Source organism: Streptomyces sp. NPDC002773 (assembly GCF_040295605.1).
Taxonomy (GTDB): Bacteria; Actinomycetota; Actinomycetes; order Streptomycetales; family Streptomycetaceae; genus Streptomyces.
The window spans coordinates 122378-144881 of the sequence record NZ_JBEOVO010000017.1 but is presented as its reverse complement, the minus strand read 5'-3'; the positions used below and the strand labels follow the sequence as shown (position 1 = coordinate 144881).

Annotated in this window: 22 protein-coding genes; 11 read left to right on the top strand and 11 right to left on the bottom strand. The window is 73.2% G+C overall.

Annotated elements, in window-relative coordinates:
* Positions 1 to 753: 753 nt before the first annotated feature.
* Together kilB and ABT034_RS21640 are read left to right on the top strand one after the other, a co-directional pair.
* Positions 754 to 1218: a plasmid transfer protein KilB gene (gene kilB / locus ABT034_RS21645; protein WP_351217526.1), complete on the top strand. Its 465-nt coding sequence runs from the start codon at positions 754 to 756 to the stop codon at positions 1216 to 1218.
* A 333-nt stretch (positions 1219 to 1551) separates the two neighbouring features.
* A complete protein-coding gene (locus ABT034_RS21640) occupies positions 1552 to 3636 on the top strand; it encodes a restriction endonuclease (protein ID WP_351217524.1) in 2085 nt (694 codons plus the stop codon).
* 141 nt (positions 3637 to 3777) lie between these two features.
* On the opposite strand, the gene ABT034_RS21635 is transcribed toward ABT034_RS21640, so the two are convergent.
* Positions 3778 to 5166 (bottom strand): NAD(P)/FAD-dependent oxidoreductase, encoded by a 1389-nt coding sequence (locus tag ABT034_RS21635; protein ID WP_351217522.1) that lies wholly within the window; start codon positions 5164 to 5166, stop codon positions 3778 to 3780.
* A 220-nt stretch (positions 5167 to 5386) separates the two neighbouring features.
* Here ABT034_RS21635 and ABT034_RS21630 point away from each other — a divergent pair, with 220 nt between their 5' ends.
* From ABT034_RS21630 to ABT034_RS21620, 3 genes are all read left to right on the top strand, one after another.
* Positions 5387 to 6274 carry an aminoglycoside phosphotransferase family protein gene (locus ABT034_RS21630; protein ID WP_351217520.1) on the top strand — a complete coding sequence of 296 codons (888 nt, stop codon included), beginning with the start codon at positions 5387 to 5389 and terminating at the stop codon, positions 6272 to 6274.
* A 139-nt stretch (positions 6275 to 6413) separates the two neighbouring features.
* Entirely contained in the window at positions 6414 to 6893 is a 480-nt protein-coding gene (locus ABT034_RS21625; protein WP_351217518.1) for a GNAT family N-acetyltransferase, read from the top strand.
* A 10-nt stretch (positions 6894 to 6903) separates the two neighbouring features.
* Positions 6904 to 7248, top strand: coding sequence for a hypothetical protein (locus ABT034_RS21620; RefSeq protein ID WP_351217516.1), 345 nt, complete (start codon positions 6904 to 6906; stop codon positions 7246 to 7248).
* A 21-nt stretch (positions 7249 to 7269) separates the two neighbouring features.
* Here the strand turns inward: ABT034_RS21620 and ABT034_RS21615 are convergent, their stop codons facing one another.
* Positions 7270 to 8268: a zinc-binding dehydrogenase gene (locus ABT034_RS21615; RefSeq protein WP_351217515.1), complete on the bottom strand. Its 999-nt coding sequence runs from the start codon at positions 8266 to 8268 to the stop codon at positions 7270 to 7272.
* A 70-nt stretch (positions 8269 to 8338) separates the two neighbouring features.
* Entirely contained in the window at positions 8339 to 9511 is a 1173-nt protein-coding gene (locus ABT034_RS21610) for an NAD(P)-binding protein (RefSeq protein WP_351217513.1), read from the bottom strand.
* A 110-nt stretch (positions 9512 to 9621) separates the two neighbouring features.
* Between ABT034_RS21610 and ABT034_RS21605 the strand changes: the two genes are divergently transcribed.
* Complete coding sequence (locus ABT034_RS21605) at positions 9622 to 10296, top strand: pentapeptide repeat-containing protein (protein ID WP_351217511.1); 675 nt, start codon at positions 9622 to 9624, stop codon at positions 10294 to 10296.
* 41 nt (positions 10297 to 10337) lie between these two features.
* Here ABT034_RS21605 and ABT034_RS21600 read toward each other — a convergent pair whose 3' ends face one another.
* The 3 genes from ABT034_RS21600 to ABT034_RS21590 are packed head-to-tail and all read right to left on the bottom strand — an operon-like array spanning position 10338 to position 12749.
* The gene (locus ABT034_RS21600) at positions 10338 to 10838 is read right to left on the bottom strand and encodes a hypothetical protein (RefSeq protein WP_351217509.1); all 501 of its coding nucleotides are present in this window, start codon (positions 10836 to 10838) and stop codon (positions 10338 to 10340) included.
* Positions 10839 to 10851: 13 nt separating this feature from the next.
* Positions 10852 to 11529, bottom strand: a complete 678-nt coding sequence (locus ABT034_RS21595) for a response regulator (protein WP_351217507.1) — start codon at positions 11527 to 11529, stop codon at positions 10852 to 10854.
* Complete coding sequence (locus tag ABT034_RS21590) at positions 11526 to 12749, bottom strand: sensor histidine kinase (RefSeq protein WP_351217505.1); 1224 nt, start codon at positions 12747 to 12749, stop codon at positions 11526 to 11528. The genes ABT034_RS21595 and ABT034_RS21590 overlap by 4 nt, the downstream gene beginning before the upstream one ends.
* 132 nt (positions 12750 to 12881) lie before the next feature.
* Here ABT034_RS21590 and ABT034_RS21585 point away from each other — a divergent pair, with 132 nt between their 5' ends.
* Together ABT034_RS21585 and ABT034_RS21580 are read left to right on the top strand one after the other, a co-directional pair.
* Positions 12882 to 13994, top strand: a complete 1113-nt coding sequence (locus ABT034_RS21585) for an ATP-binding cassette domain-containing protein (protein ID WP_351217503.1) — start codon at positions 12882 to 12884, stop codon at positions 13992 to 13994.
* A complete protein-coding gene (locus tag ABT034_RS21580) occupies positions 13991 to 14794 on the top strand; it encodes an ABC transporter permease (RefSeq protein WP_351217501.1) in 804 nt (267 codons plus the stop codon). The genes ABT034_RS21585 and ABT034_RS21580 overlap by 4 nt, the downstream gene beginning before the upstream one ends.
* Positions 14795 to 14847: 53 nt before the next feature.
* On the opposite strand, the gene ABT034_RS21575 is transcribed toward ABT034_RS21580, so the two are convergent.
* From ABT034_RS21575 to ABT034_RS21565, 3 genes are all read right to left on the bottom strand, one after another.
* A complete protein-coding gene (locus tag ABT034_RS21575; RefSeq protein ID WP_351217499.1) occupies positions 14848 to 16053 on the bottom strand; it encodes an FAD-dependent monooxygenase in 1206 nt (401 codons plus the stop codon).
* A gap of 240 nt (positions 16054 to 16293) precedes the next feature.
* Positions 16294 to 16914 carry a response regulator gene (locus tag ABT034_RS21570; protein WP_351217497.1) on the bottom strand — a complete coding sequence of 207 codons (621 nt, stop codon included), beginning with the start codon at positions 16912 to 16914 and terminating at the stop codon, positions 16294 to 16296.
* Complete coding sequence (locus ABT034_RS21565) at positions 16914 to 18110, bottom strand: sensor histidine kinase (RefSeq protein WP_502973010.1); 1197 nt, start codon at positions 18108 to 18110, stop codon at positions 16914 to 16916. Before ABT034_RS21565 ends, ABT034_RS21570 begins: the two co-directional genes overlap by 1 nt.
* Positions 18111 to 18400: 290 nt before the next feature.
* Here ABT034_RS21565 and ABT034_RS21560 point away from each other — a divergent pair, with 290 nt between their 5' ends.
* Together ABT034_RS21560 and ABT034_RS21555 are read left to right on the top strand one after the other, a co-directional pair.
* On the top strand, positions 18401 to 18940 hold the full coding sequence (locus tag ABT034_RS21560) for a GlcG/HbpS family heme-binding protein (RefSeq protein ID WP_351217495.1): 540 nt from the start codon (positions 18401 to 18403) through the stop codon (positions 18938 to 18940).
* Positions 18941 to 19029: 89 nt separating this feature from the next.
* Positions 19030 to 20442, top strand: coding sequence for a M1 family metallopeptidase (locus tag ABT034_RS21555; RefSeq protein WP_351217493.1), 1413 nt, complete (start codon positions 19030 to 19032; stop codon positions 20440 to 20442).
* A 118-nt stretch (positions 20443 to 20560) separates the two neighbouring features.
* Here the strand turns inward: ABT034_RS21555 and ABT034_RS21550 are convergent, their stop codons facing one another.
* Positions 20561 to 21136, bottom strand: a complete 576-nt coding sequence (locus tag ABT034_RS21550) for a TerD family protein (RefSeq protein WP_351217491.1) — start codon at positions 21134 to 21136, stop codon at positions 20561 to 20563.
* A gap of 133 nt (positions 21137 to 21269) precedes the next feature.
* On the opposite strand from ABT034_RS21550, the gene arfB reads away from it, so the two are divergent.
* Entirely contained in the window at positions 21270 to 21707 is a 438-nt protein-coding gene (gene arfB / locus ABT034_RS21545; protein WP_351217489.1) for an alternative ribosome rescue aminoacyl-tRNA hydrolase ArfB, read from the top strand.
* Positions 21708 to 21743: 36 nt separating this feature from the next.
* Here the strand turns inward: arfB and ABT034_RS21540 are convergent, their stop codons facing one another.
* Complete coding sequence (locus ABT034_RS21540) at positions 21744 to 22307, bottom strand: flavin reductase family protein (protein WP_351217487.1); 564 nt, start codon at positions 22305 to 22307, stop codon at positions 21744 to 21746.
* Between the last annotated feature and the right edge of the window lie 197 nt (positions 22308 to 22504).

Below are 22504 nucleotides of genomic sequence, written 5' to 3'. Positions count from 1 at the left end.
TCAGCGAACTGTGGTACCGGCGACGCAGGTTGAAGCGACAGCCGTAACGGACTTGTAAAGCGGGGGTCGTCGGTTCGAACCCGACAGGGGGCTCTTGGCGAGGGCCGGCGCAGGGGGAGGTTTCCCCGGCGCCGGCCCTTCTGCATGATCACGGCCGTGCCACCTACGTGCCGGATGGCCCTCCCTCGCGGGCTTGGCGGACATCTTGCCGAGCTTCCCCGCGATGTGCTGATCACGGTCGCTCGTCATGTGCCGGTAGATCAGCGAGTCCTGGCCAGCAGTCTCGGAGCAGCCGTCCGCACTCGGCGATTGGGCCGCGGCGAGAAGCTCCCGTCACGAGCGCGAACCCGTACGGCGCGCTTCAGGAGCCGCTCGACGAGATCCGGATCGGTAGGTTCCCGCCGTCGAGCATCACCATGCGGATACTCGTCCCCGACATGGCCGTGCCGCAGGCCGCGCCCGTGCGCATGGAGGACGGGGCTGATGGCAAGCGGCTCCGTGACCGCATGCAGCACCGGGCGTCCAGGTCGTTCGTACAGTGGCGCGCTCCACCTGGGCGCTCGGCGCCGCGCCCGCTCCACATGTGTGTGGGTCGACGGCAGACGGGATGGGAGTTCGGGTGATTGGTGGGAGGGGACGCGGTATGCACCGCAAGCTCTGATTGCGCGGAGGCTCTGCTCCCCCTGGTATGCGTCGCAGCCACTCCTGCGGAAAACGATCACGGAGCGCCTTCAGCCGTGGTCTTCTGCTGGGGTGGAAGCCATAATCGCCAGCGCCATCGCTGTCTTGGGCACGCTGCTTGGTTCAGGGATCACTTTGGTAATCCAGCGGCGCACCACTGAGCGAGGTCAACAGTTCACACGGGACGAGCAACTGCGTCAGGAGCGACTGGACGCGTACACGATCTATGCGGCGGCTTTGATCAACTACCGGCGGTGTCTTGTGCACCTTTGGTTCTGTGCGCATGAGCAGCCTCCTCCTGAAGCCGCTGAGGTTGTGCAGATCCGGGCGTACGACCTCAGATCCAAGGCCCAGGAGGCTCTGTTCCGCATGCAGATGCTCACCGACGATGAAGAGCTGAGTCGCGAGGGCGAACGTTTGCTTGCCGAGATCACATCCGTGCACAAGACAGACAGCCGGTCGGAGCTGGGTGAGCGAAGGGTGTCCACGCGGGACGGCATCGCCCATCTGGTGAGGGCAGCTAAGCAACACCTCTGATGGGCAACTGGGGCCGACTACCCGCCAGGGGCCCGCCGGATTCTGTGGGCCCTCCGGTTTGTGGTCCCCGGAGATTCCGTGCCTCCGCATCGAGTCGTGCAGGGACGAGACCTCGCGCGCGTCCCTGGCGCTCTCCTTTACGTCGCCAGGATGCTGAGCCTGTTCGTGGTCGCCGCCCGCCGTGGGTCGCGCAGTTGCCCGGCCGATCGTCGGCGTGCGTCTGGGGGCAGGTGGCGTTGGTGTTCCGGTGTTCTGGAGGGGGGCTGTCCGGGACACTTGGGGTTACGGGGGTGTACCGGTGGTGTGGGGTGTTCGGTGGGAGGGGTGGGGCTGATGGTGCGGCGGGGTGGGGGGCTGATCGGGGTGTGGGCCGAGCAGCAGCGGGTGGCGCAGCGGCAGCGGGAGGGGCAGCATCAGGCGGTGCTGCGGCAGCAGCGGGATGCCGAGCGGGCGCAGCGGGCGTACGAGCGGGATGTCGCCCGGATGCAGCGGGAGCAGCGGGCCGCCTATCGGCAGCAGCGGGACGCGGACGCGCTGCGGCGGACCCGCGAGGTGGAGCAGCGTGTCGCCCTGTTGGAGGGGCTGCTCGCGGCCGGGTGCCGGGCGCCGGCCTTCTCCGTGGGGTCGCTGCGGCGGGAGGAGTCGGTACAGCCGTTCTCGCCCGGGCCCCTCGGGGAACCCGTCGCCATGCCCGATCAGCGGTTCTATCAGCCCGTCTCCGGGCGGGCCCAGGCCGTGCGGGACGCGCGCGCCCGGTTCGAGCGGGACTGGTACGCCGCGCAGGCCGCCGAGGCGCGGCGGGTCGAGCAACTCGCCGCCTATCGGAGGCAGTACGACGAATGGGCCTCCGCCCGTATCGCCGAAGTGCGGGCGCACAACGCCGGGGTCGCCGGGACCGAGACGGCGCTGCGTGCCGGGGAGTCCGAGACCGTCGTGGAGTTCTTCTCCGCCGTGCTCTTCGCGTCCACCGGCTGGCCCGAGGGCTTTCCCCGTGAGGTGTCCGCCGCCTACGAGCGCGGTGCGCGGAGGCTCGTACTCGACTGGGGTCTGCCCGGGTACGACGTCGTGCCCGAGGCCAAGGGCGTCAAGTACCTGCCCAGTACCGACCAGGAGAAGGAGGTGCCCAGGCCGGTCACGCAGAGACGGGCCCTCTACAAGGACGTGATCGCGCAGAGCGTTCTCCTCGCCGTGCGCGAGCTGTTCGCCGCCGACCGGTTCGGCGCCCTGGAGGCCGTCACCCTCAACGGGTACGTCGACGGGGTCGATCCCGCCACCGGGCTCGCCGGGAAGGTCTGCGTGGCCTCCGTCGCCGTCGAGCGGGACGTCTTCGACCGTCTGAACCTGGAGTTCGTCGCGGCCGTGGAATGCCTGACCGGGGCCCTCGGCGGCCGGCTCGCCGCCAAGCCCGACGAGCGGGCCTCCGTCGTACCGTTGTCGACGCCCGACCAGGTGGGTCCGGACGTCGTCGTCCAGGGCGACGGTGAAGAGCCCGACCTGCTCGCCATGGACCCCATCGCCTTCGAAGGGCTCGTCGCCGAGCTCTTCCGGGCCCGCGGGCTCCAGGCCCTCACCACCCGCCGCTCCAACGACGGCGGCGTGGACGTCGAGGCCCTCGACCCCGACCCCATCAGCGGCGGTTCCATCCTCGTCCAGGTCAAGCGGTACCGGAACACCGTGCCCCCGTCCGCCGTACGCGATCTGTACGGGACCGTCCAGGGCGCCGGCGCCAACAAAGGCGTCCTCGTCACCACCTCCAAGTTCGGGCCCGGCTCGTACACCTTCGCCAACGGCAAGCCCCTGACCCTCATCTCCGGGACCGAACTCGTCGACCTGCTCCATCAGCACGGGCTTCGGGGGCGGTTGGGTCCCGGTACGTCACGGGCCGCCGCCGTGGACGCGGCCGTGGAGGCCGACGCCCCCGTCGAGGCCGACGCCGACTTCAACCTGCTCGGCATGGACTGGGCCGGCTCCGCCGCGCTCGACGTCTGCGCGCTGGTCTGCTCCGGCAACCAGGTCCTCGGCGACGAGTGGTTCGTCTTCTTCAACAACCGTTCCACGCCCGACGGTTCGGTCTCCATGGCCGCCGCCGCGCCCGGCGACCGGGTCGCCGTACGCGTCGGCTTCGACGCGCTGCCGGCCCGGGCCGACCGCCTCGTGCTCGTCGCCGCCGTCGACCCCGAGGTGAACCCCGACGCCGACCTCGGGGGGTTCACGGACGCCGGTATCCGGCTGCGGGACGACTCCGGGGCCGAGCTCGACCGGCTCGTCGTCTCGGACGGGCGGCCCGGCGAGACGGCCCTCGTCCTCGGCTCCTTCCGGCGGCGCGCCGGGGGCGACTGGGACTTCGTCCTCGGGGGGAAGGGGTATCGGGGCGGTCTTCAGGAGCTCGTGGGGGACTTCGGCATCCAGGTGGAGTGAGATCCCGCGGGCTCGGTGAGACCCCAGGGGCTCAGTGAGATCCCGGGGGCTCCAGGAGATCCCGGGGGCTCCCGGGGGCTCCCGGGGGCTCTCCGGCCGGGGCGGTGGCCCCAGCCGGAGAGCCCCCCGGCGGACCGCCCCTCAGCGGCCGCTCAGGCGGTTCGCCATCACCGCCACCCTGTCCGTCGTCGCCGCGTGCCCCGTCGCCTCGCGGTGGTCCGCGCCCCGGAAGGCCGCGTACATCGTCTGGACTCCGAGCCAGCGCAGTGGCTCCGGTTCCCACTTGCGCACCTTGTGGTTCACCCACGGGAGGGCCGTCAGGTCCGTGGGGCCCGACTGGCCCGAGTCCTCCTTGATGAGGTCGCGGAGGGTGCGGGCCGCGAGGTTCGCCGTGGCGACGCCCGAGCCGACGTAGCCGCCCGCCCAGCCGAGGCCCGTGGAGCGGTCGAGGGTGACCGTGGCGCACCAGTCGCGCGGGACGCCGAGGACACCGGACCAGGCGTGCTCGACCCGTACCCCCGCCAGCTGCGGGAAGAAGCGGGCCAGGATCTCGCGGAGCGCCTCGATCGTCTGCGGCTGCGTGCGGCCGTCATTGTCCGTCTTCGAACCGAAGCGGTACGGCACTCCCCGGCCGCCCAGCGCGATACGGCCGTCGGCGGTGCGCTGGGCGTACATGTAGGCGTGGGCCATGTCGCCGAGGGTCTCGCGGCCCTCCCAGCCGATCGACTCCCACTGCGCGTCCGTGAGGGGCTCGGTGGCGATCATCGAGGAGTTCATCGGCAGCCAGGTGCGGCGCTGGCCGGCGAGGGAGGCGGTGAACCCCTCGGTGCAGCGCAGCACGTACGGGGCGCGGACCGTGCCGTACGGGGTCACCGCGTGCTTCGGCTTGATCTCGGTGACGGGGGTCGACTCGTGGATCACCACGCCCAGCGCCTCGACCGCCGCCGCCAGGCCCTTCACCAGCTTCACCGGGTGCAGGCGCGCGCCGTGCGGTGTCCAGGAGGAGCCGACCGCGCCGGTGACGCGGATGCGGTCCGCGGTCTCGCGGGCCCCGTACAGGGCGCGGTCGGTCTCGCCGTACGCGATCTCCGCGGTGTGGAAGGCCTTGAGGCGGGCGAGCTGGGCGGGGGAGAGGGCGACCTCCAGGACGCCGCCGCGGTGCTGGTCGGCCTCGATCTTCTCGGTCTCGCAGACGTCGAGGACCTCGGTGACGGTGGCGTTCATGGCCTGCTGGAGGCGGACGGCGGCCTCGTGGCCGTGGAGCTTGGCGTAGCGGTCGCGGCCGGCGATGCCGTTGTAGAGCCAGCCGCCGTTGCGTCCGGAGGCTCCGTACCCGCAGAACTTCGCTTCGAGGACGGTGATGTTGAGGAAGGGGACGGCCTTCTTCAGGTAGTAGGCGGTCCACAGACCTGTGTAGCCGCCGCCGACGATGCAGACGTCGGCGGTGGTGTCGCCGGGGAGCGGTTCGCGGGGAGCGGGGGTGCCGTCCTGCGCGTACCAGAACGAGATGCCGCCGTTGACCGTACTCATGTGTATCCCTCTTCCGGGTGCGTGGGCGGGACGTTACCCGGGGCCCTGGTCCGCTGGATACGGGTCCCTCGGCGGGGATTCCCGGACGGTGACCGGCCGGGGTCCGGCCTGGGTCCGGCCCGGCTCCGGCCCGGCTCCGAGGGGGCGCGCGGGGGGCGGGTGCGCTGCGGATTTCGTTGTTCCGGAAAGGCCGGAAAGGGGGGTGGCTAGGGTCGGGGGCATGGTTCACGTACCCGAGGAACTCGTGGCGTCGCAGGCGAAGTACAACGGGGACGCCGGGCGGGCGTTCGTCGCCGGGCTGCCCGGTCTCGCCGAGGAGTTCCTCGGCCGGTGGGGTCTGCGGGTCACGGGGCCCTCGATGTACGGGGTGGCCTCCCTGGTGCTGCCCGTCGAGCGGACCGCGGACGGCACCCGCGCGGCACTGAAGATGCAGCTCCTCGACGAGGAGACGGAGGGCGAGCCCGTCGGTCTGCGCGCCTGGGACGGTGACGGCGTCGTACGGCTCCTCGACCACGACCCGGTGACCGGCACGATGCTCCTGGAGCGGCTCGACGAGGCCCGGCCGCTGACGTCCGTCGCCGACACCCGGGCGGCCCTCGGCGTCGTCGCGGGGCTGCTCGCCAGGCTGACGGCGGTCCCGGCGCCGCCGGGGCTGCGCACGCTCGGCGACATCGCGGCCGGGATGCTCGCCGAGGTCCCCGCCGCGCTCGTACGCCTCGACGACGAGGACGCGGCGGTCCTGCGCGAGTGCGCGGCGGCGGTGCGGGAAGTGGCGGGCGAACCGGGTGACCGGCTCCTGCACTGGGACCTGCACCTGGGGAACATCCTCGCGGGCGGGCGCGAACCATGGCTGGCGATCGACCCCAAGCCCCTCGCCGGAGACCCCGGCTTCGACCTGCTGCCGGCGCTGGTGGACCGCTTCGACCCGGACGCCGTCCTGTGGAGGTTCGACCTGCTCGCCGAGGTCGTCGGCGACCGGGGGCGCGCGGTGGCGTGGACGCTGGGGCGGATCCTGCAGAACGGCCTCTGGGACGTGGCGGACGGCGAACCGGGCCTGGACGAGGAGCAGGTGGAGGTCGCGCGGATCCTGGTGGAGGGGAGGGGGTGAAGTAGGAGGCCTTCACCGGCGGGAGGCCTTTACCGGCGGGAGGCCTTTACCGGCGGGCGGATTCCGTTCGGGGTTCCATTCGGATTCCGTTCGGGATTTCGTTCGCCACGACGGGCCCGGTCGCGGCAGGCTTGGGCCCATGATCCGTACCGCCACGCCCGCCGATGTCCCCGCCGTCCACGCCCTGATCCGCGACCTCGCGGAGTACGAGAAGGCCCTCCACGAGGTCCGTACGACCCCCGAGCAACTCCACGAGGCCCTCTTCGGCGCCCGGCCCGCCGCCTTCGCGCACGTCGCGGAGACGGAGGCCGGTGACGTGGTCGGCTTCGCGCTCTGGTTCCTCAACTTCTCGACCTGGCGCGGAGTCCACGGCATCTACCTGGAGGACCTGTACGTCCGCCCGGAGGCGCGCGGCGGCGGCCACGGCAAGGCGCTGCTGCGCGAGCTGGCCCGGATCTGCGTGGAGCGCGGGTACGAGCGTCTGGAGTGGTCCGTACTCGACTGGAACCAGCCCTCGATCGACTTCTACGAGTCCCTCGGCGCCCGCCCGCAGAGCGAGTGGTCCGTCTACCGCCTGACGGACGGGGCGCTGGCCCGGCTCGGGGGGCCGGGGGTGTAGGAAAGGGGGCATGGATACGGTTACGGATACGGACGTTCAGCAGCGGTTCCAGCGGATCACCGCCTTCATCGAGGCGCGGTTGACTCCGCTCTTCGACCCCGCGAACGGGAGCGACCACGGGTTCGGCATGGACGACACCTCCCGGGCCCTGCGGGCCACGCGCTACACCGTGCAGGCCGCGGCGGCCGTCGGCGGGCTCGTCGAGAAGCGCGGGTCGGCGGAGCTGCGGCCCGTGGTGGACCAGGCGCTTGAGCAGAACTGGGACGTGCTGCGCTCCATCGCCCGGATGTGGGAGGACCACCCCGACTTCCTGAAGGAGTTCAAGGCCCACTCCTGGGATGTCGTCGGGGTCTGACCTCGGCCATGGGTCCTGGTGTCAGGGCACCAGGACCACCTTGCCCGTCGTGCCCCTGGTCTCCAGGGCGCGGTGGGCGCCCGCCGCGTCCGCGAGCGGGAAGCGGTGGACCGCCGGGCGGAGGGTGCCGGTGATCGCCGCGTCGAGGGCGGCGAGTTCGAGGTTGCGGATGTCGCCGCCCGCCTTCTGGAGCATGGCCGGGCCGAGGACGGACTCCGAGGTGATGCCGCGCGCGGCGAGTTCCTCCGGCGTGAAGCTGAGCGCCTCGCCGTCGTGGAGTCCGGCACTGGACCAGCCGAAGACGACGTGCTTGCCGCCCTTGCCGAGCAGGTCGACGGCGGCTCGGCCGGTGTCGCCGCCGACCGAGTCGTAGACGACGGTGGCGGTGCGCCCGGCCAGGTACGCGCGGACCTTCTCCGGCCAGTCGGGCTCCTTGTAGTCGACGGCCAGGTCGGCGCCGTTCTCCTGGACGAGGGCGACCTTCGCGGGGCCGCCGGCGAGGCCGATGACGGTGGCGCCTGCGTTCTTGGCGTACTGGACGAGCAGGGTGCCGATGCCGCCGGCGGCGGCGGGCACGATCGCCACCGAGTCGGGGCCGAGTTCGGTGAACTGGAGGATGCCGAGGGTGGTGCGGCCGGTGCCGATCATGGCGACGGCCTCCGCCTCGCCGAGGTGGTCGGGCAGGGCGTGGAGGCGGGCGGCGTCGGTGACGGCGAGTTCGGCGTATCCGCCGGGGTTCATGCCGAGGTGGGCGACGACCCGCCGACCGAGCCACTCCGGGTCGGCGTCGTCGCCGAGGGCGTCGACGGTGCCGGCGACCTCGCGGCCGGGGATGGTGGGCAGTGTCGTGGGCGCCGGGAACGGGCCCTGCATCCCCTCGCGGAGGGCGGTGTCCAGGAGGTGCACGCCGGCCGCCGCGACCCGGATGCGGACCTGGCCGGGGCCCGGGACGGGGTCGGGCGTCTCCTCGTACGTGAGGTTCTCGGCGGGGCCGAAGGCGTGGAGGCGGATGGCGTGCATGGTGGGCCCCTGTCGTTGTCGTGGTGAGTTGTTCGTCGCGGCAAGCCTCCGACCTCAAGCATGCTTGAGGTCAAGCGTTCCTGAGGGCGAGATGGTCGGCCCGCAGCGCCAGGGACACCGCCTCGACCGCGCTCGTGAACGACACCTCCGACAGCACGCCGGGCGCCGCCACCTGGTCGCCCACCAGGTACACGCCGGCGCCACGGTCGACGGCCGGCCGGTCGCGCCAGGTCGTGCCCGGGCGGTCGACCGCTCCCGTACGCCCCTGGGACACCGACTCCCGCCGCCACACCGTCCGTTCGCGCCAGCCGGGGAAGCCCAGGTCGAGGAGGCGTTCCGCGTGGGTGACGCCGTCCGCCTTGGCCGCGCCGGGGCCGATGGGCAGCTGGGCCTGGATCAGCTGCTGTCCGGCGGGGGCGAGGGAGGGGTCCTGGGCCGTGAACCGTTCGATCCAGCCGGGCGCGTCCAGGTCGGAGATCACGAACGGGTCGCCCTTCCGGCCGCGCAGCGCCAGGTCGAACAGGACCGTACGGCCGCTCTCCCAGGTCAGCGAAGGGTCGCCGAGGAGCCGGGCGGCGGCGGGCAGGGAGGTGGCGACGATCACCGGCCCCTCGCCGGCCGGAAGGTCGTCGATGCTCTCGACGCGCGACGACGTCTCGATCCGTACGCCCGTCTCCCACGCGCGCGCGACCATCCGCTCGATCAGCTCGCCCCAGCCACCGCGCACGTAGTGCGCCTCGGGCGGCACGGCGGCGGACCGGTGCAGCCGTTCCTGCACGAAGCGGGCGGAGAGCGCGCCGGGGTCGTGGTGGAAGAGCGCGACCCCGGCGTACGCGGCGGCCTCGCGCGCCGCCCGCTCGCCGGCGAGCCCGGCGGCCCAGGTGTGGAAGTCGAGGTCCACGGGCGCCTTCCCCGCGGTACGGAGGGACTGCCGCAGGAAACCGAGCGGCGGGGTGCGGCGCAGGGCGCCCGCGCGGTGGAAGCGGAACCGGAGGCCCTCGGTGGCCGGCAGCGGGGCGAGCGGGCCGAGGAGGCCGCGCTGCTTGAGCCAGGTCCAGTGGGGGCCGCCGGAGTAGAGCGCGTGCGGGCCTTCGTTGGTGCGGTACGTGCCCTCGGCCGTACGGGCCCGGCCGCCGGGGGTCCGGTGCGCCTCGTGCACGGTCACCCTGGTGCCGGCCTCGGCGGCCGTGATGGCCGCGGTCAGTCCGGCGAAGCCGCCGCCGATGATCGTGAGCTTCCGCATGTCCGTCTCCCTCGTGTCGGGTGCGTGACCGGTCCTGTACGGGGGACGGGCGGCGGAGGCGGGTTCGTGACATCGGGGGCGCTGTCAGTGGCGTACATCACCATGGGGTCATGGCGACGACTCGGAAGAAGAAGGCGGCGGTGGCGGGGGCCCGGCGGCCGGAGGTGCGGCTCCCTCCCCTGGAGGCGTACGAGGGCGGGCTCGAGCCGGACGGGGACTACGACGGCCTCGAACTGGCCGGGCTCGACCTGGCGGGGCAGTCCGGGGAGGGCGCGCGGTTCCTGGACTGCGCGCTGCGCGAGTGCGGGCTCGACGAGGCGCGCCTGACGGGGGCGCGGTTCCTCGACTCGGTGCTGACGGGCGTACGGGGGGTGGGGACGGTGCTGGCGGGGGCGCAGCTGCGGGACGTGGAGGTCGTGGACGCGCGGCTCGGCGGGGCGCAGCTGCACGGGGCGGTGCTGGAGAGAGTCGTGGTGCGGGGAGGGAAGAGCGACTATCTGAACCTGCGGGCGGCGAAGCTGAAGGACGTCGTCTTCGAGGGATGCGTGCTGAGCGAGCTCGACTTCGGGGGCGCGGTGCTGGAGCGGGTGGAGTTCGTGGACTGCGTGCTCACGGGGGTGGACTTCAGTGGGGCGCGGCTCAAGGACGTGGATCTGAGAGGCGTCCAGCGGCTGGAGATCGAGCGCGGGGTGGAGTCGCTGGCGGGCGCGGTGATCTCGTCGGCCCAGCTCTTCGACCTGGCGCCGGTGCTCGCGGCGCGGCTGGGGGTGCGGGTGGAGGGGTGAGGGCCCGGCGGCCCGGCCTGTGGCAGGCCCCGCGCCGCGCCCTACGGCAGGCGGGGGAAGCGGGACTGGAGGGACCAGATGGCCGGGTTGTCGGCGAGGCCCTCGTGCATGTCGGTGAGGTCGGCGATCAGGTCGTGCAGGAAGTCGCGGGCCTCGCGGCGCAGCAAGGAGTGGCTGAAGGTGAGCGGCGGCTCGTCGCCCGGCATCCAGTCGGCCTCGACGTCCACCCAGCCGAAGCGGCGCTCGAAGAGCATCCGGTCCGAGGACTCGGTGAAGTCGAGTTCCGCGTACTGCTGCTTGGCGGAGCGGTTGCCGCGCGGGTCCTGGTCGAGCTGCTCGACGATGTCGCACAGCGCCCACGCGAAGTCGAGCACCGGCACCCATCCCCAGGCTGTGGACACCTCGCGGTCCGACTTGGTGTCGGCGACGTACACGTCCCCGCAGAACAGGTCGTGCCGCAGCGCGTGGACGTCCGCGTGGCGGTAGTCGGTCTGCGGCGGGTCGGGGAAGCGACGCGAGAGGGAGTAGCCGATGTCGAGCACGGAACCGATGGTGTCACGGCGCCAGGCCGGCCTCGTACGCGAGGATCACCAGCTGCACCCGGTCGCGGGCGTCCAGTTTGGTGAAGAGGCGGGCGACGTGCGCCTTGGCGGTGGCCGCGCTGATGTGGAGCCGCTCCGCGATCTCGCCGTTGGACAGACCCCGGCCGACGAGGGCGAGCACCTCGCGCTCCCGCGCGGTGACCCCGGCGAGCGCGCCCGACGGGAGGGGCGCGGCAGGGGCGGAGGCAGGCTCGGGGCGGGCCGCGAACTCCTCGATCAGCCGGCGGGTGACGCCCGGCGCGATCAGGGCGTCCCCGGCGGCGACCACCCGGATCGCCGCCAGGATGTCGTCCAGGGCCATGTCCTTGACCAGGAAGCCGCTCGCCCCGGAGCGGAGCGCGCCGTACACGTACTCGTCGTCGTCGAAGGTGGTCAGGACGAGGACCCTGGGCGCGTCGGGGCCCGCCGTCACGAGCCGGGTCGCCTCGATGCCGTCCATGCCGGGCATCCGTACGTCCATCACGATCACGTCGGGCCGCGGCCGGAGGCCCTCGGCGAGCCGGACCGCCTCGGTGCCGGTGCCCGCCTCGCCGACGACCACGAGATCCGGGCTGTCCGCCATCAGGACGCGCAGACCCGCTCGTACCAGCGGCTGGTCGTCGACGAGGAGGACCCGGATCGGAGTGCTCATGGGGCGGGGGTTCCCTTCCGGGGCGAGTGGGGCAGCGGTAGTTCGGCGGTCACGTGGAATCCGCCTCCGGCGCGCGGCCCCGCCGAGAAGCGGCCGCCGAGGAGCGCGGCCCGCTCGCGCATGCCGACGATGCCATATCCGTATCCGTATCCGTCTCCGGGGGCGGTGGGTGCGGCGGGGGTCGGCGGGCCGTCGTCCGTGATCTCCACGAGCAGGGCTTCCTCGCCGCGTTCCACCGTCACCCGGCAGGTGCGGGTGCCCGCGTGGCGTACGACATTGGTCAGCGACTCCTGGACGATCCGGTACGCGGCCAGGTCGACCTCCGGGGGCAGGGACCGTTCGGGGTCTCCCAACCGCCGCACGTCGACCCGTACCCCCGCGTCCGCCGTGGACGCGGCGAGCCGCTCCAGGTCGGCGAGGCCCGGCGCCGGGCCTCGTGGTGCGGGGACGTGCCCTGGGGCGTCCTTCGCGGAGGCACGCAGCGCGCCCAGGGTGCGGCGCAGACCGGCGAGGGTCTCCCGGCTGGTGGTCTCGATGGTGGCGAGCGCGTTGCGGGCCTCGGCGGGCTGGGTCTCGATGACCCGGCGTCCCACCCCCGCCTGGATGGCGATGACGCCGATGCTGTGCGCGATCACGTCGTGCAGTTCGCGGGCGATCCGCAGCCGTTCGGCGGTGACGGCCTCGGCCGCTGTCCGGGCGCGCAGTTCCGCCGCGTGTGCCCGCCGCTCGCGCGAGGAGTGACCGAGCAGCCCGGCGGTGAGCAGCGCGAGCGCGAGGGCGACGACCGTCGTGACGAAGACGTTCTGGCCGGAGGTCGTGTACAGCGCCGAGCCGATCTGCGCGGTGAGCGTCGCCGCGGCGGCGGGCAGGGCGGTCCGGAGGGGACGGTGGGCCGTCAGCCATCCGACGCAGGCGTCGGAGGCGAGGACCGGAAGGTACGTCAGCTCGGCGGACGGCCGGGTCGTCGACGCGGCGAGCAGACCGACGAGGAGCAGCCCGAGTGCGGCCTCGGGCCGGCGGCGCAGGATGGGGAGCAGGAGCCCCACGCCGACGGCGCTGAGGAAGAGCCGCAGCTCCGTGGAGCGGAACGGGCCCACTTGTACGCTCACGAAGAGGACGACGGGGTGCGCGGCGGCCGCGCACCCGGCCAGGATCGTGGAGACGCGCCCGCCGGGCGGATGGGCCGTGGTGGTGCTCGTGGGCGTGGCGGTGGCGGGCATGCGCCGATCGTAGGCGTGGGCGGACGCCCGGACATCGGCCCGGGGGCGTACGCCCCCGGGCCACCGCCTCCGCACTGTTTGCGGCCGCCGGGCCGATGCCGGCGGGGCCGCCGCCCGGGCACCGTGGGCCGGGTGATCGAAGTAGACGAACTGACCAAACGTTACGGCCGCCGACCCGGGGTCTTCGGCTTCGGCTCCGGCCCTGGCCCTGGCCCTGGCTCCGGCTCCGGCCCCGACTCCGGCCCGGGCCGTCGCCGCGGTCCTGGCCCGCGCCGGGGCCTCAGCCCCGGCCACGGCCCCAACCCCAGCCCCAGCCCCAGCCCCCTCGGCCGACAGGCCGCCGCCCCCGTTCGTCCCGCCGTCGACCGGCTCAGTTTTGCCGTGCGGCCCGGGCGGGTGACCGGGTTTCTCGGGCCCAACGGGGCCGGGAAGTCCACCACACTGCGGCTGGTGCTCGGGCTCGACGAGCCGACCTCCGGGACCGCTACCGTCGGCGGGCGCCGGTTCCGGGAGTTGTCCCGGGGGCTGCGGCACGTCGGGGCGCTGCTCGACGCGCACGACGTCCACGGCGGCCGGACCGCCGAGGGCCACCTCGCCGCCCTCGCCCGGAGCAACGGCATTCCGCGCCGCCGCGTCGGCGAGGTCCTCGACGAGGTGGGGCTCGCCGCCGCGGCCCGTCGCCGGATCGGCGGCTACTCCCTCGGCATGAAGCAGCGCCTCGGGATCGCCGCCGCCCTGCTCGGCGACCCTCCCGTGCTGCTCTTCGACGAGCCGGTCAACGGCCTGGACCCGGAAGGGGTCCGCTGGGCGCGGGAGCTGTTCCGGCGCCTCGCCGCCGAGGGCCGCACGGTGTTCGTCTCCAGCCATCTGATGAGCGAGATGGAGCACACCGCCGACGACCTCGTCGTCATCGGCCGCGGCCGGCTGATCGCCGCCGAGAGCCTGGCGGACTTCGCCGCCCGGGGCGCCCGCCGCGGCGTGACCGTACGGACCGCCGATCCGGCCGCGGGACCGGGCCTCGCCGCCCAGCTGATCCGCGCCGGGGCGACCGTACAACCCCCGGAAGGAGGGGAAGGGCCGCTCACCGTCACCGGGATGGCGGCGGACCGCGTGGGGGTGCTCGCGTTCCGGCACGGCGCCCCGCTCGCCGAACTGACGTCGCTCGCGGCGTCCTTGGAGGAGGCGTTCATGGAACTGACCGGCGACAGCGTCGAGTACCAGAAGAAGAAGGAGGGCGGCCGGTGAACGCCCGCTTCCGTGACCTGCTCGCCGGCGAGTGGATGAAGCTGTGGTCCCTGCGCTCCACCCCCTGGGCGTTCGGCACCGGCGCGGTCGCCGTCCTCGGCGTCAACCTCAGCGCGGCCCTCGCCGACCACCGCAACTACCCGAACTACTCCGAGGGCATCCGCGAACTCTTCGTGCCTGTCTGGGCGATGCGGGACGCCTTCACGGTCGGCGGGGCCATGGTGTTCATGCTCGCGACCGGCGCCATCGGCGCGCTCGTGATCGTCGGCGAGTACGGCACCGGGCAGATCCGTACGACCTTCGCCGCCGTCCCCGACCGGCGGGCCGTCACGGCGGCGAAGGCGCTGGTCCTCGCGGGCGTCATGCTCGGGTACGGCGCCCTCGTCGCCGGAGTGTCGTTCGCCGCGACGCAGGCGGTGCTTTCCGGCCGGGACGTGGGCATGTCGATCGGCTACCCGGGCGCGGCGGCGGCCGTCACCGCGTCCGCGCTGCTCGCCCCCGTGTGCGCGCTCGTCGGCTTCGGCCTCGGCGCGCTCGTGCGGCACACGGCGGCCACGATCGTCACCCTCACCGGCGTCCTGCTGCTGCTCCCCGCGCTGCTCGACGGGCGCAGCCGCTGGTCGGCGACCCTCCTGCACGCCCTGCCGCAGGGCGCGTGGAAGCGGCTCACGGAGGTGGGGGATTCGCCGGTGCCGGTGGAGTTCCCGTGGACGGCGGGCGGGGCCTGGACGGTGTACGCGGTCTGGTCGCTCGGCGCGGTGGCGGTGGCCCTGGTGGCGGTCCACCGCCGGGACGTCTGACGCCCTCAGCGGCGGGACATGAGACGCACTCAGCGGCGGGACATGAGACGCACTCAGCGGCGGCCGTGGGCCGCCCGCGCCACCCGGGGGCCCAGCCAGCGCTTGAGGCGGCGCAGTGGCTCCAGTTGTTCGGCGGCCCGGTCGATGCGGTAGTACAGCTGCGGCGGGATGTGGGGGAGCAGCGGCGAGTGGCGCTGGCCCAGGAGCGCGAACATCCGGGCCGGCTCCAGGCGCATGTAGCGGGGGAGGTTCTCGTACCACTGGGCGCTGTAGCGGGCCGCGCTCTGCGCGGAGACGAGTTCGGCGCGGCGCCGCTTCCCGTACGTGGTGAGGGCCGTGTCGAGGTCCGGGTGCGCGCGGAGGGCGTCCGCGAGGGCGAGCGCGTCCTCCAGGGCCAGGGTCGTGCCCGCGCCGATCGAGTAGTGGGTGGTGTGGGCGGCGTCGCCGAGGAGGACCAGGTTGCCGCGGTGCCACACCCGGTTGGTGAGGGTCCGGAAGGTGAGCCACTGGGCGGCGTCCTCGGCCCGGTCGCGGCCGATCAGCTCGTGCCCGTCGAGGAGGTCGTGGAAGAGCTTCTCCAGGAGGCGCAGGCCCTCCGCCTCGCCGCGCGTGTCGAGGCCGAGACCCGTCCACGTCTCGGGGGAGCACTCGACGACACAGGTGGAGCGCTCGCCGCTGAAACCGTAGGCGTAGCACCAGATCCAGCCGTGCTCGGTCTCCTTGAACGCGAAGCTGAAGGAGTCGAAGACCTTGGTGGTGCCGAGCCAGATGTACTGGTTGCGGCCGCTCACGACCTCGCTGCCGAAGTGGTCGGCGTGCGCCTCGCGGAGGGCGCTGTTCACGCCGTCGGCGGCGACGACCAGGTCCGCGTCGGCCAGTTCGGGCGCGTCCGCGCCGGGGATCTGGTGCTCGAACTCGACCCGTACGCCGAGTTCCCCGGCCCGGTCGGCGAGCAGCGCCAGCATCCGCCGCCGCCCGATGCCGAAGCCGGCGTCGCCGCGGTGGACGGTCCGCTCGTCGCGGACGATCGCGACTCCGTCGGTCCAGGTCACGGAGGCCTTGGCGACGGCCGCCGCGGACTCGGGGTCGCCCGCGCGCAGCTTGTCGAGGAGCCCGGCCCAGTACGTCACGCCCCAGCCGTACGTGGAACCCGCCGGGTTCCGCTCGTACACGGTGATGTCGTGGCCGGGGTCCTGCCGCTTCAGCAGGATCGAGAGGTAGAGGCCGGCGGGGCCGCCGCCGACGATCGCGAGCTTCACGTGCGCTCCCACTGGGGCTGAATTGCTGACACGGTGCGGTTGAAAGGCAACGCAGAGTAGCAGCGGTGGGGTGCGCGTACGGGAGAGGCGCGGTGTCGCGTACGGGCGAGGCCGGTGTCGCGTACGGGGCGGGGCCGGTGTTGCGGGGCGGGGCGGGGCGGGGCGGGGCGCTGCGTTGCGTACGGGCGAGGCGCGGTCTACGGCAGCAGGCGTCGCTCCTCGCCACGGCCACCGCTTCGCCTACGGCAGCAGGCGCCGTTCCTTCGCCACCGACACCGCGCCCGCGCGCGTGTCGACGCCGAGCTTCGCGTAGATGCGGCCGAGGTGCGTCTTGACCGTCGCCTCGCTGATGAACAGGGCCCGTGCGATCTCCCGGTTGCCGAGGCCCCGCCCCAGCTGGCCCAGGATGTCCCGCTCCCGGTCCGTGAGGCTCGGGCCCGCCGCGCCCCGCATCCGGTCCATGACCCGGCTGGCGACCGGCGGGGAGAGGGCAGTGCGGCCCTGGGCGGCCGAGTGGATGGCGGCGAACAGCTCCTCGGGCCGCTCGGCCTTCAGGAGGTAGCCGGTGGCGCCCGCCTCGATCGCCCGGGTGATGTCGGCGTCCGTGTCGTACGTGGTGAGGACGAGGACGTGGACACCGGTGGGCGCGATCCGGCGGGTCGCCTCCACGCCGTCGATGCCCGCCCCCAGCTGGAGGTCCATCAGGACCACGTCGGGCTTCAGCTTCGCCGCCATCGCGACGGCCTCCTCGCCGCTGCCCGCCTCGCCGACGACCTCGATGTCGGGGGTGCTGCCGAGCAGCGCGAGCAGCCCGGCGCGGACGACGACGTGGTCGTCGCAGAGGAGGATCCGTACGGACATCACGACTCCAGGGAGAGCGGGATCGCGGCCGAGAGCACGGTGCCCTCGCCGGGGGTGGACTCGACCGCCAGGGTGCCGCCGAGCTGCTGGGCCCGCACGCGCATCGCGGGCAGCCCGTGGCCGCGTACCCCGCCCGGCGCCTCGGCGGGGTCGAAGCCGCGGCCGTCGTCGGCGATGTCCAGGACCACCTGGTCGTCGAGGTAGGTGAGGGTGAGGGCGGCGGAGTCGGCGGCGGCGTGCTCGCGGATGTTGGCGAGGGCGCCCTGCGCGATACGGAGCAGCGCCGACTGCACGCGTTCGGGCAGCGGTACGGCCGTTCCGTCGACCCGGAAGGCCGCCGACTCGCGGGCGGCGAGACCGCGCAGGGCCTCTTCGAGGCCGCCGCCCTCGGCGAGGTCGGCGGGCGCGAGGTCGTGCACGAAACGGCGGGCCTCGGCGAGGTTGCGTTCGGCGATGGACTCGGCGGTACGGACATGGCGGCGGGCGGTCGACGGGTCGCTGTCCCAGGTGCGGTCGGCCGCCTGGAGCAGCATCTGCTGACTCGACAGGCCCTGCGCCAGGGTGTCGTGGATCTCCATGGAGAGCCGCTGGCGCTCGGCGAGGGTGCCCTCGCGGCGCTCGATCGCGGCCAGTTCGCGGCGGGTGCGGATCAGGTCGTCGATGAGGGCCCGCTGACGGGCCGCCTGCCGGTCGGAGTACACGAACACGCCGGTGGCGATGGCGGCGACGGCGGGCGGGGCGACGATCAGGTTCGGGTCCCAGCCGCCGTGCGCGAGCTGCACCTGCGCGAACACCACGAACACGGTGAGCAGCGCGACCAGCCCGAGGGCGGCGCGCGCCGGGAGGGTGCGCAGGCCCGTGTAGAAGAGCGGCACCGCGCACCAGGCGAAGCTGGGCGCCAGGACGACGAGGAGGATCCAGACGGCGACGACCGTACTCAGCCAGGCGATCCGGCGGGGCGCGGCGCGGGTGCCGACGACGGGGCCGAGGAGGTAGAGCGAGGCGAGGGCGCCGGAGAGGGCGACGATCCAGGGGCTGCGGTCCTCCCAGGGGTGCCGCAGCAGGAAGCGGGCGAGCGAGGCGCCGAGGAGGAGGAAGAAGGCGATGTGCATGACCCGCGCCAGCCAGGGGGCGTCGGGGTCGCGCTCGGGCGGTGTGGGGCGGTCGGGTTTCTCGGGGTTCGTCGGCCGTGTCACGTTCCCACCTTCCTCCCGCCCTTCTGGCCTTCTGACCTTCTGACCTGGGGGTATCTGTCCATCCTGGCCCGGGGGGACCACGAGGGCATCAGCCGATCGGCTGACCCGGCCGTCCTCCAGTGTGCGTGAGGAGGGCAGCCGGACCGTGGACCGAACGGCCCGGGTTCCGGCCACAGGATGGATCTCAGAGCGAACGAGGCGAACTTCCCGCCCCGCCCCTCCGCCTGACCCCAGCGCCGCCTCACCTCACCCCACCTCACCTCACCCCACCTCACCTCACGGAGTTCCCCATGAAGAAGATCCTCTTCGGCGCCACCGCCGCCGCCGTCATCGCCGCCGGTACCTTCGGCGTGGTCTCCGCGAACGCCTCCGCCCCGGCCGCCGCTCCCGCCGCCGCGGTCCGCGCCGACGCCGGCAACGACAACCTCCAGCAGTCGACGCACCTGACGATCGAGGCCGCCACGAAGGCCGCCCAGGCGACCCTTGACGCCGCCGAGAAGGAGAACCAGCGCGTCTCCGTCGCCGTCGTCGACCGCAACGGCAACACCATCGTCACCCTGCGCGGCGACGGCGCGGGCCCGCAGTCCTACGAGTCCGCCGAGAAGAAGGCGTACACCGCCGTCTCCTGGAACGCCCCCACCTCCGAGCTCGCCAAGCGCCTCACCAACGCGCCCACCCTCAAGGACATCCCGGGCACCCTCTTCCTCGCCGGCGGCGCCCCCGTCACCGCCAAGGGCGCGCCCATCGCCGGCATCGGCGTCGCCGGCGCCCCCTCCGGCGACCTCGACGAGAAGTTCGCCCAGGCCGGCGTCGCCGCCCTCAACAAGTAGGGCCCGCAGCCCCTCGGCCGGTGACGGCGCCCGGATCCCCCGCCGGGCGCCGTCACCTTTTCCGTATCCGTCCTGCTTAGGATCGGTACGTGAACCTCAGCCGTACCCGAGCGGCCACGTCCCTGGCCGCCGCCCTCACCGTCCTCACCGCCCTCGCGCTGCTCGCGGGTGGCTGCACCGCGACTCTCAGCGGTGTGCGGGGGACCCCCGGGGCCGCCGGGCTGCGCGACCCGTACTTCCCGAAGCTCGGCAACGGCGGCTACGACGTGGGGCACTACGCCCTGACCCTCGCCTACGACCCGCGCACCGGGCGGCTCGACGGCACCGCCGAGATCACCGCCCGCGCCGGCCAGGACCTCAGCGCGTTCAACCTCGACCTGGCCGGACTCACGGTCGGCCGGGCGTCCGTCGACGGCGAGCCCGCCGCGGTCAACCGGGCCGGGAACGAGCTGACGCTCCGGCCGCGCGAGGAGATCCGCGAGGGCGCGGAGTTCCGTACCACCGTCACCTATACGGGCGTGCCCGAGGCGATCACCGACGCGGACGGCACCCGGGAAGGCTGGCTGCGCACCGACGACGGGGCGGTCGCGGTCGGTCAGCCGGTGGGCTCCATGTCCTGGTTCCCCGGCAACCACCACCCCTCGGACAAGGCCGCGTACGAGATCACCCTCACCGTCCCGGCCGGTGTCGAAGCCGTGTCCAACGGCGTCAGGACCGCCCGCAGGGCGGCGCCGGACGGCCGGGTCACCAGCGTGTGGCAGGCGCCCGAACCGATGGCGAGCTATCTGGCGACGGTCGCGATCGGCCGGTTCAAGACGGACACGGCGACCGCCCTCGGCTCCGTGCCCGTCCTCACGGCCGCCGATCCGGAGGTCGCGGCGGGCAGCGCCGCGCTCCTCGACGAGATCCCGAAGATCCTCGACCGGCAGACCCGGCGCTTCGGCCCGTACCCCTTCACGGCCGCAGGGGCGGTCGTCACCGAGGACGGGACCCTCGGCTACGCCCTGGAGACCCAGACCCGGCCCGTCTTCCCCGCCGCCTCCTTCGACCGGACGACCCTCGTCCACGAGCTGGCCCACCAGTGGTTCGGCAACTCCGTGACGCCCGAGACGTGGCGGGACCTGTGGCTGAACGAGGGCTTCGCGACGTACGCGGAGTGGCTGTACGCGGAGGAGTACGGGGGCGTCCCCGCGCGGACGAGCTTCGCCCGCGCCTTCGCCCAGGAGATCAACTGGACCTTCCCGCCGGCCGACCCGCCCTCCGCCGCGAACCTCTTCGACCCGCCCGTGTACCAGCGGGGAGCGATGGTCGTGCACAAGCTGCGCGAGACCGTGGGGGACGAGGTCTTCGGCGAGATCCTGCGCGGCTGGCCCGCGAAGTACCGCCACGCCAACGCCTCCACGGCCGACTTCACGGCCTACGCGGAGGCCGTCGCCGGACGGGACCTCGACGGCTTGTGGAAGGTCTGGCTGTACGGGGACGGGAAGCCGGACCGCCCGTAGAGCCCCGGCCGGGGGAACGTACGTAGAGCCCCGGCCGCGGGAACGTACGTAGAGCCCCGGGCGAATGTTCCGCCCGGGGCTCGTCCGTGACGCTACGTCAGCGGTGTCGGACCTCGTCTCAGAGGTTGACGCCGAAGTCGCGGGCGATGCCCTCCAGGCCCGAGGCGTAGCCCTGGCCGACCGCGCGGAACTTCCACTCGGCGCCGTTGCGGTAGAGCTCGCCGAAGACCATGGCGGTCTCGACGGCGGCGTCCTCGGAGAGGTCGTAGCGGGCGATCTCGGCGCCGCCGGCCTGGTTGAGGATGCGGATGTACGCGTTCCGCACCTGGCCGAAGTTCTGCGAGCGGTTCACCGCGTCGTAGATGGAGACCGGGAAGACGATCTTGTCGACGTTCGGCGGGAGGGCCGCCAGGTTGACGTTGATCTGCTCGTCGTCGCCGCCGCCCTCGCCGGTGCGGTTGTCACCGGTGTGGACGATGGTCTGGTCCGGCGTCGACTTGTTGTTGAAGAAGACGAAGTGCGCGTCGGACGCGACCTTGCCCGCGCCGTCCACACCGATCGCGGAGGCGTCGAGGTCGAAGTCGGTGCCGGTGGTCGTACGGACGTCCCAGCCGAGGCCCACGGTGACAGCGGTGAGGCCCGGGGCCTCCTTGGTCAGAGAGACGTTGCCGCCCTTGGACAGGCTCACAGCCATGGAAAGTCCCTTTCATCGTGGTGTCTTCGCCTGGAGGAACGCGTACGCGCCTCCGGCGGTTCCCGGAGGCATTCGTACCGTGCGCGGTGTCCGGGCGAAAACAGGATGACTCCGATGGCCCCCTGCGGGGAACATGAGGGGCATGTCCGGTCCGTATCCCATCCGCGGCTCCGTCTCGCTCCCCGAGGCCGAGCTCCAGTGGCGTTTCTCGCGTTCGTCGGGTCCGGGCGGCCAACACGTGAACACCAGCGACTCCCAGGTCGAGCTCCGCTTCGACCTCGCCGCCACCGACGCGCTGCCCGAGGTGTGGAAGGCCCGCGCCCTGGAGCGCCTCGCCACCCGCCTGGTCAACGGGGTCGTGACGGTCCGCGCCTCGGAGCACCGCTCCCAGTGGCGCAACCGCGAGACGGCGGCGGTCCGCCTGGCCACCCTCCTCGCCGAGGCGACGGCGCCGCCGCCGAAGCCCCGCAGACCGACGAAGATCCCGCGCGGTATCAACGAGCGCCGGCTGCGGGAGAAGAAGCAGCGCTCGGAGACCAAGCGCACCCGCCAGTCCCGCGACTGGGGCTGAGCCCGCGTCCGGAGAACGGCGCCGTGCCCCGTCCGTTCAGGACAGGTGCCGGTACTTCCCCTGGTAGTACGTCAGCGGGCCGCCCTCCGCCGCCAGGGCACCCACCGTCAGGACCCGGCCCACGACGAGCGTGTGGTCACCGGCGACGACGCGGCTCTCCGTACGGCATTCCAGGGTCGCGAGCGCGCCGCCCATCAGCGGGGCGCCGCTCGCCTCGCCACGGGCGTACGGCAGGTCGGCGAAGAGGAGCCGGTCGCTGACGCGGTTCTTCATCGCGAAGCGCCCGGCGATGTGCCGCTGGCTCTCGGAGAGGATCGACACCGCCCAGACGGGCACGTCGGTGAGCAGGTCGTCCATGCGGGAGCCGTTGCGGAGGCTCACCAGGACCAGGGGCGGGTCGAGGGAGACCGACACGAAGGCGGTGGCCGTCATGCCGACGTCCTCGCCGCGCGGGCCGTCGTCGGGGTCGTGCGCGGTCACGAGGACCACGCCCGCCGCGAGGCGGGACATCGCCGCCCGGAAGTCGTCGTTGCTCACCCCCTCAGCATGCGGGATGGCCAGATCGGACACGGGGGGCGAGGCGGGAGTCTTCTGCAGCACACTCGCACGCTAGTCCGGCCTCTCCGGGCGCCGCATCGGGCCGGGGGACCAGTCCGGCACCCCCGCCGGTCCTAGGACCCGGAGCCGGGCGCGGGCCCGACGGGGCCCGATGCGGGGCCGATACGGCGCTGTCGCTGGGCCCGGCGCGGGCCCGATCCGGGGCCATTTGCCGGACCCGTCGTGACCCGCCATGATCT

What these genes read in the sequence shown, in the direction of transcription:
- ABT034_RS21640 (WP_351217524.1), top strand. Translation starts at nt 1,552, where the DNA reads ATGGTGCGGCGGGGTGGGGGGCTGATCGGGGTGTGGGCCGAGCAGCAG.
- ABT034_RS21635 (WP_351217522.1), bottom strand. Translation starts at nt 5,166, where the DNA reads ATGAGTACGGTCAACGGCGGCATCTCGTTCTGGTACGCGCAGGACGGC.
- ABT034_RS21630 (WP_351217520.1), top strand. Translation starts at nt 5,387, where the DNA reads ATGGTTCACGTACCCGAGGAACTCGTGGCGTCGCAGGCGAAGTACAAC.
- ABT034_RS21625 (WP_351217518.1), top strand. Translation starts at nt 6,414, where the DNA reads ATGATCCGTACCGCCACGCCCGCCGATGTCCCCGCCGTCCACGCCCTG.
- ABT034_RS21620 (WP_351217516.1), top strand. Translation starts at nt 6,904, where the DNA reads ATGGATACGGTTACGGATACGGACGTTCAGCAGCGGTTCCAGCGGATC.
- ABT034_RS21615 (WP_351217515.1), bottom strand. Translation starts at nt 8,268, where the DNA reads ATGCACGCCATCCGCCTCCACGCCTTCGGCCCCGCCGAGAACCTCACG.
- ABT034_RS21610 (WP_351217513.1), bottom strand. Translation starts at nt 9,511, where the DNA reads ATGCGGAAGCTCACGATCATCGGCGGCGGCTTCGCCGGACTGACCGCG.
- ABT034_RS21605 (WP_351217511.1), top strand. Translation starts at nt 9,622, where the DNA reads ATGGCGACGACTCGGAAGAAGAAGGCGGCGGTGGCGGGGGCCCGGCGG.
- ABT034_RS21595 (WP_351217507.1), bottom strand. Translation starts at nt 11,529, where the DNA reads ATGAGCACTCCGATCCGGGTCCTCCTCGTCGACGACCAGCCGCTGGTA.
- ABT034_RS21590 (WP_351217505.1), bottom strand. Translation starts at nt 12,749, where the DNA reads ATGCCCGCCACCGCCACGCCCACGAGCACCACCACGGCCCATCCGCCC.
- ABT034_RS21570 (WP_351217497.1), bottom strand. Translation starts at nt 16,914, where the DNA reads ATGTCCGTACGGATCCTCCTCTGCGACGACCACGTCGTCGTCCGCGCC.
- ABT034_RS21560 (WP_351217495.1), top strand. Translation starts at nt 18,401, where the DNA reads ATGAAGAAGATCCTCTTCGGCGCCACCGCCGCCGCCGTCATCGCCGCC.
- ABT034_RS21550 (WP_351217491.1), bottom strand. Translation starts at nt 21,136, where the DNA reads ATGGCTGTGAGCCTGTCCAAGGGCGGCAACGTCTCTCTGACCAAGGAG.
- arfB (WP_351217489.1), top strand. Translation starts at nt 21,270, where the DNA reads ATGAGGGGCATGTCCGGTCCGTATCCCATCCGCGGCTCCGTCTCGCTC.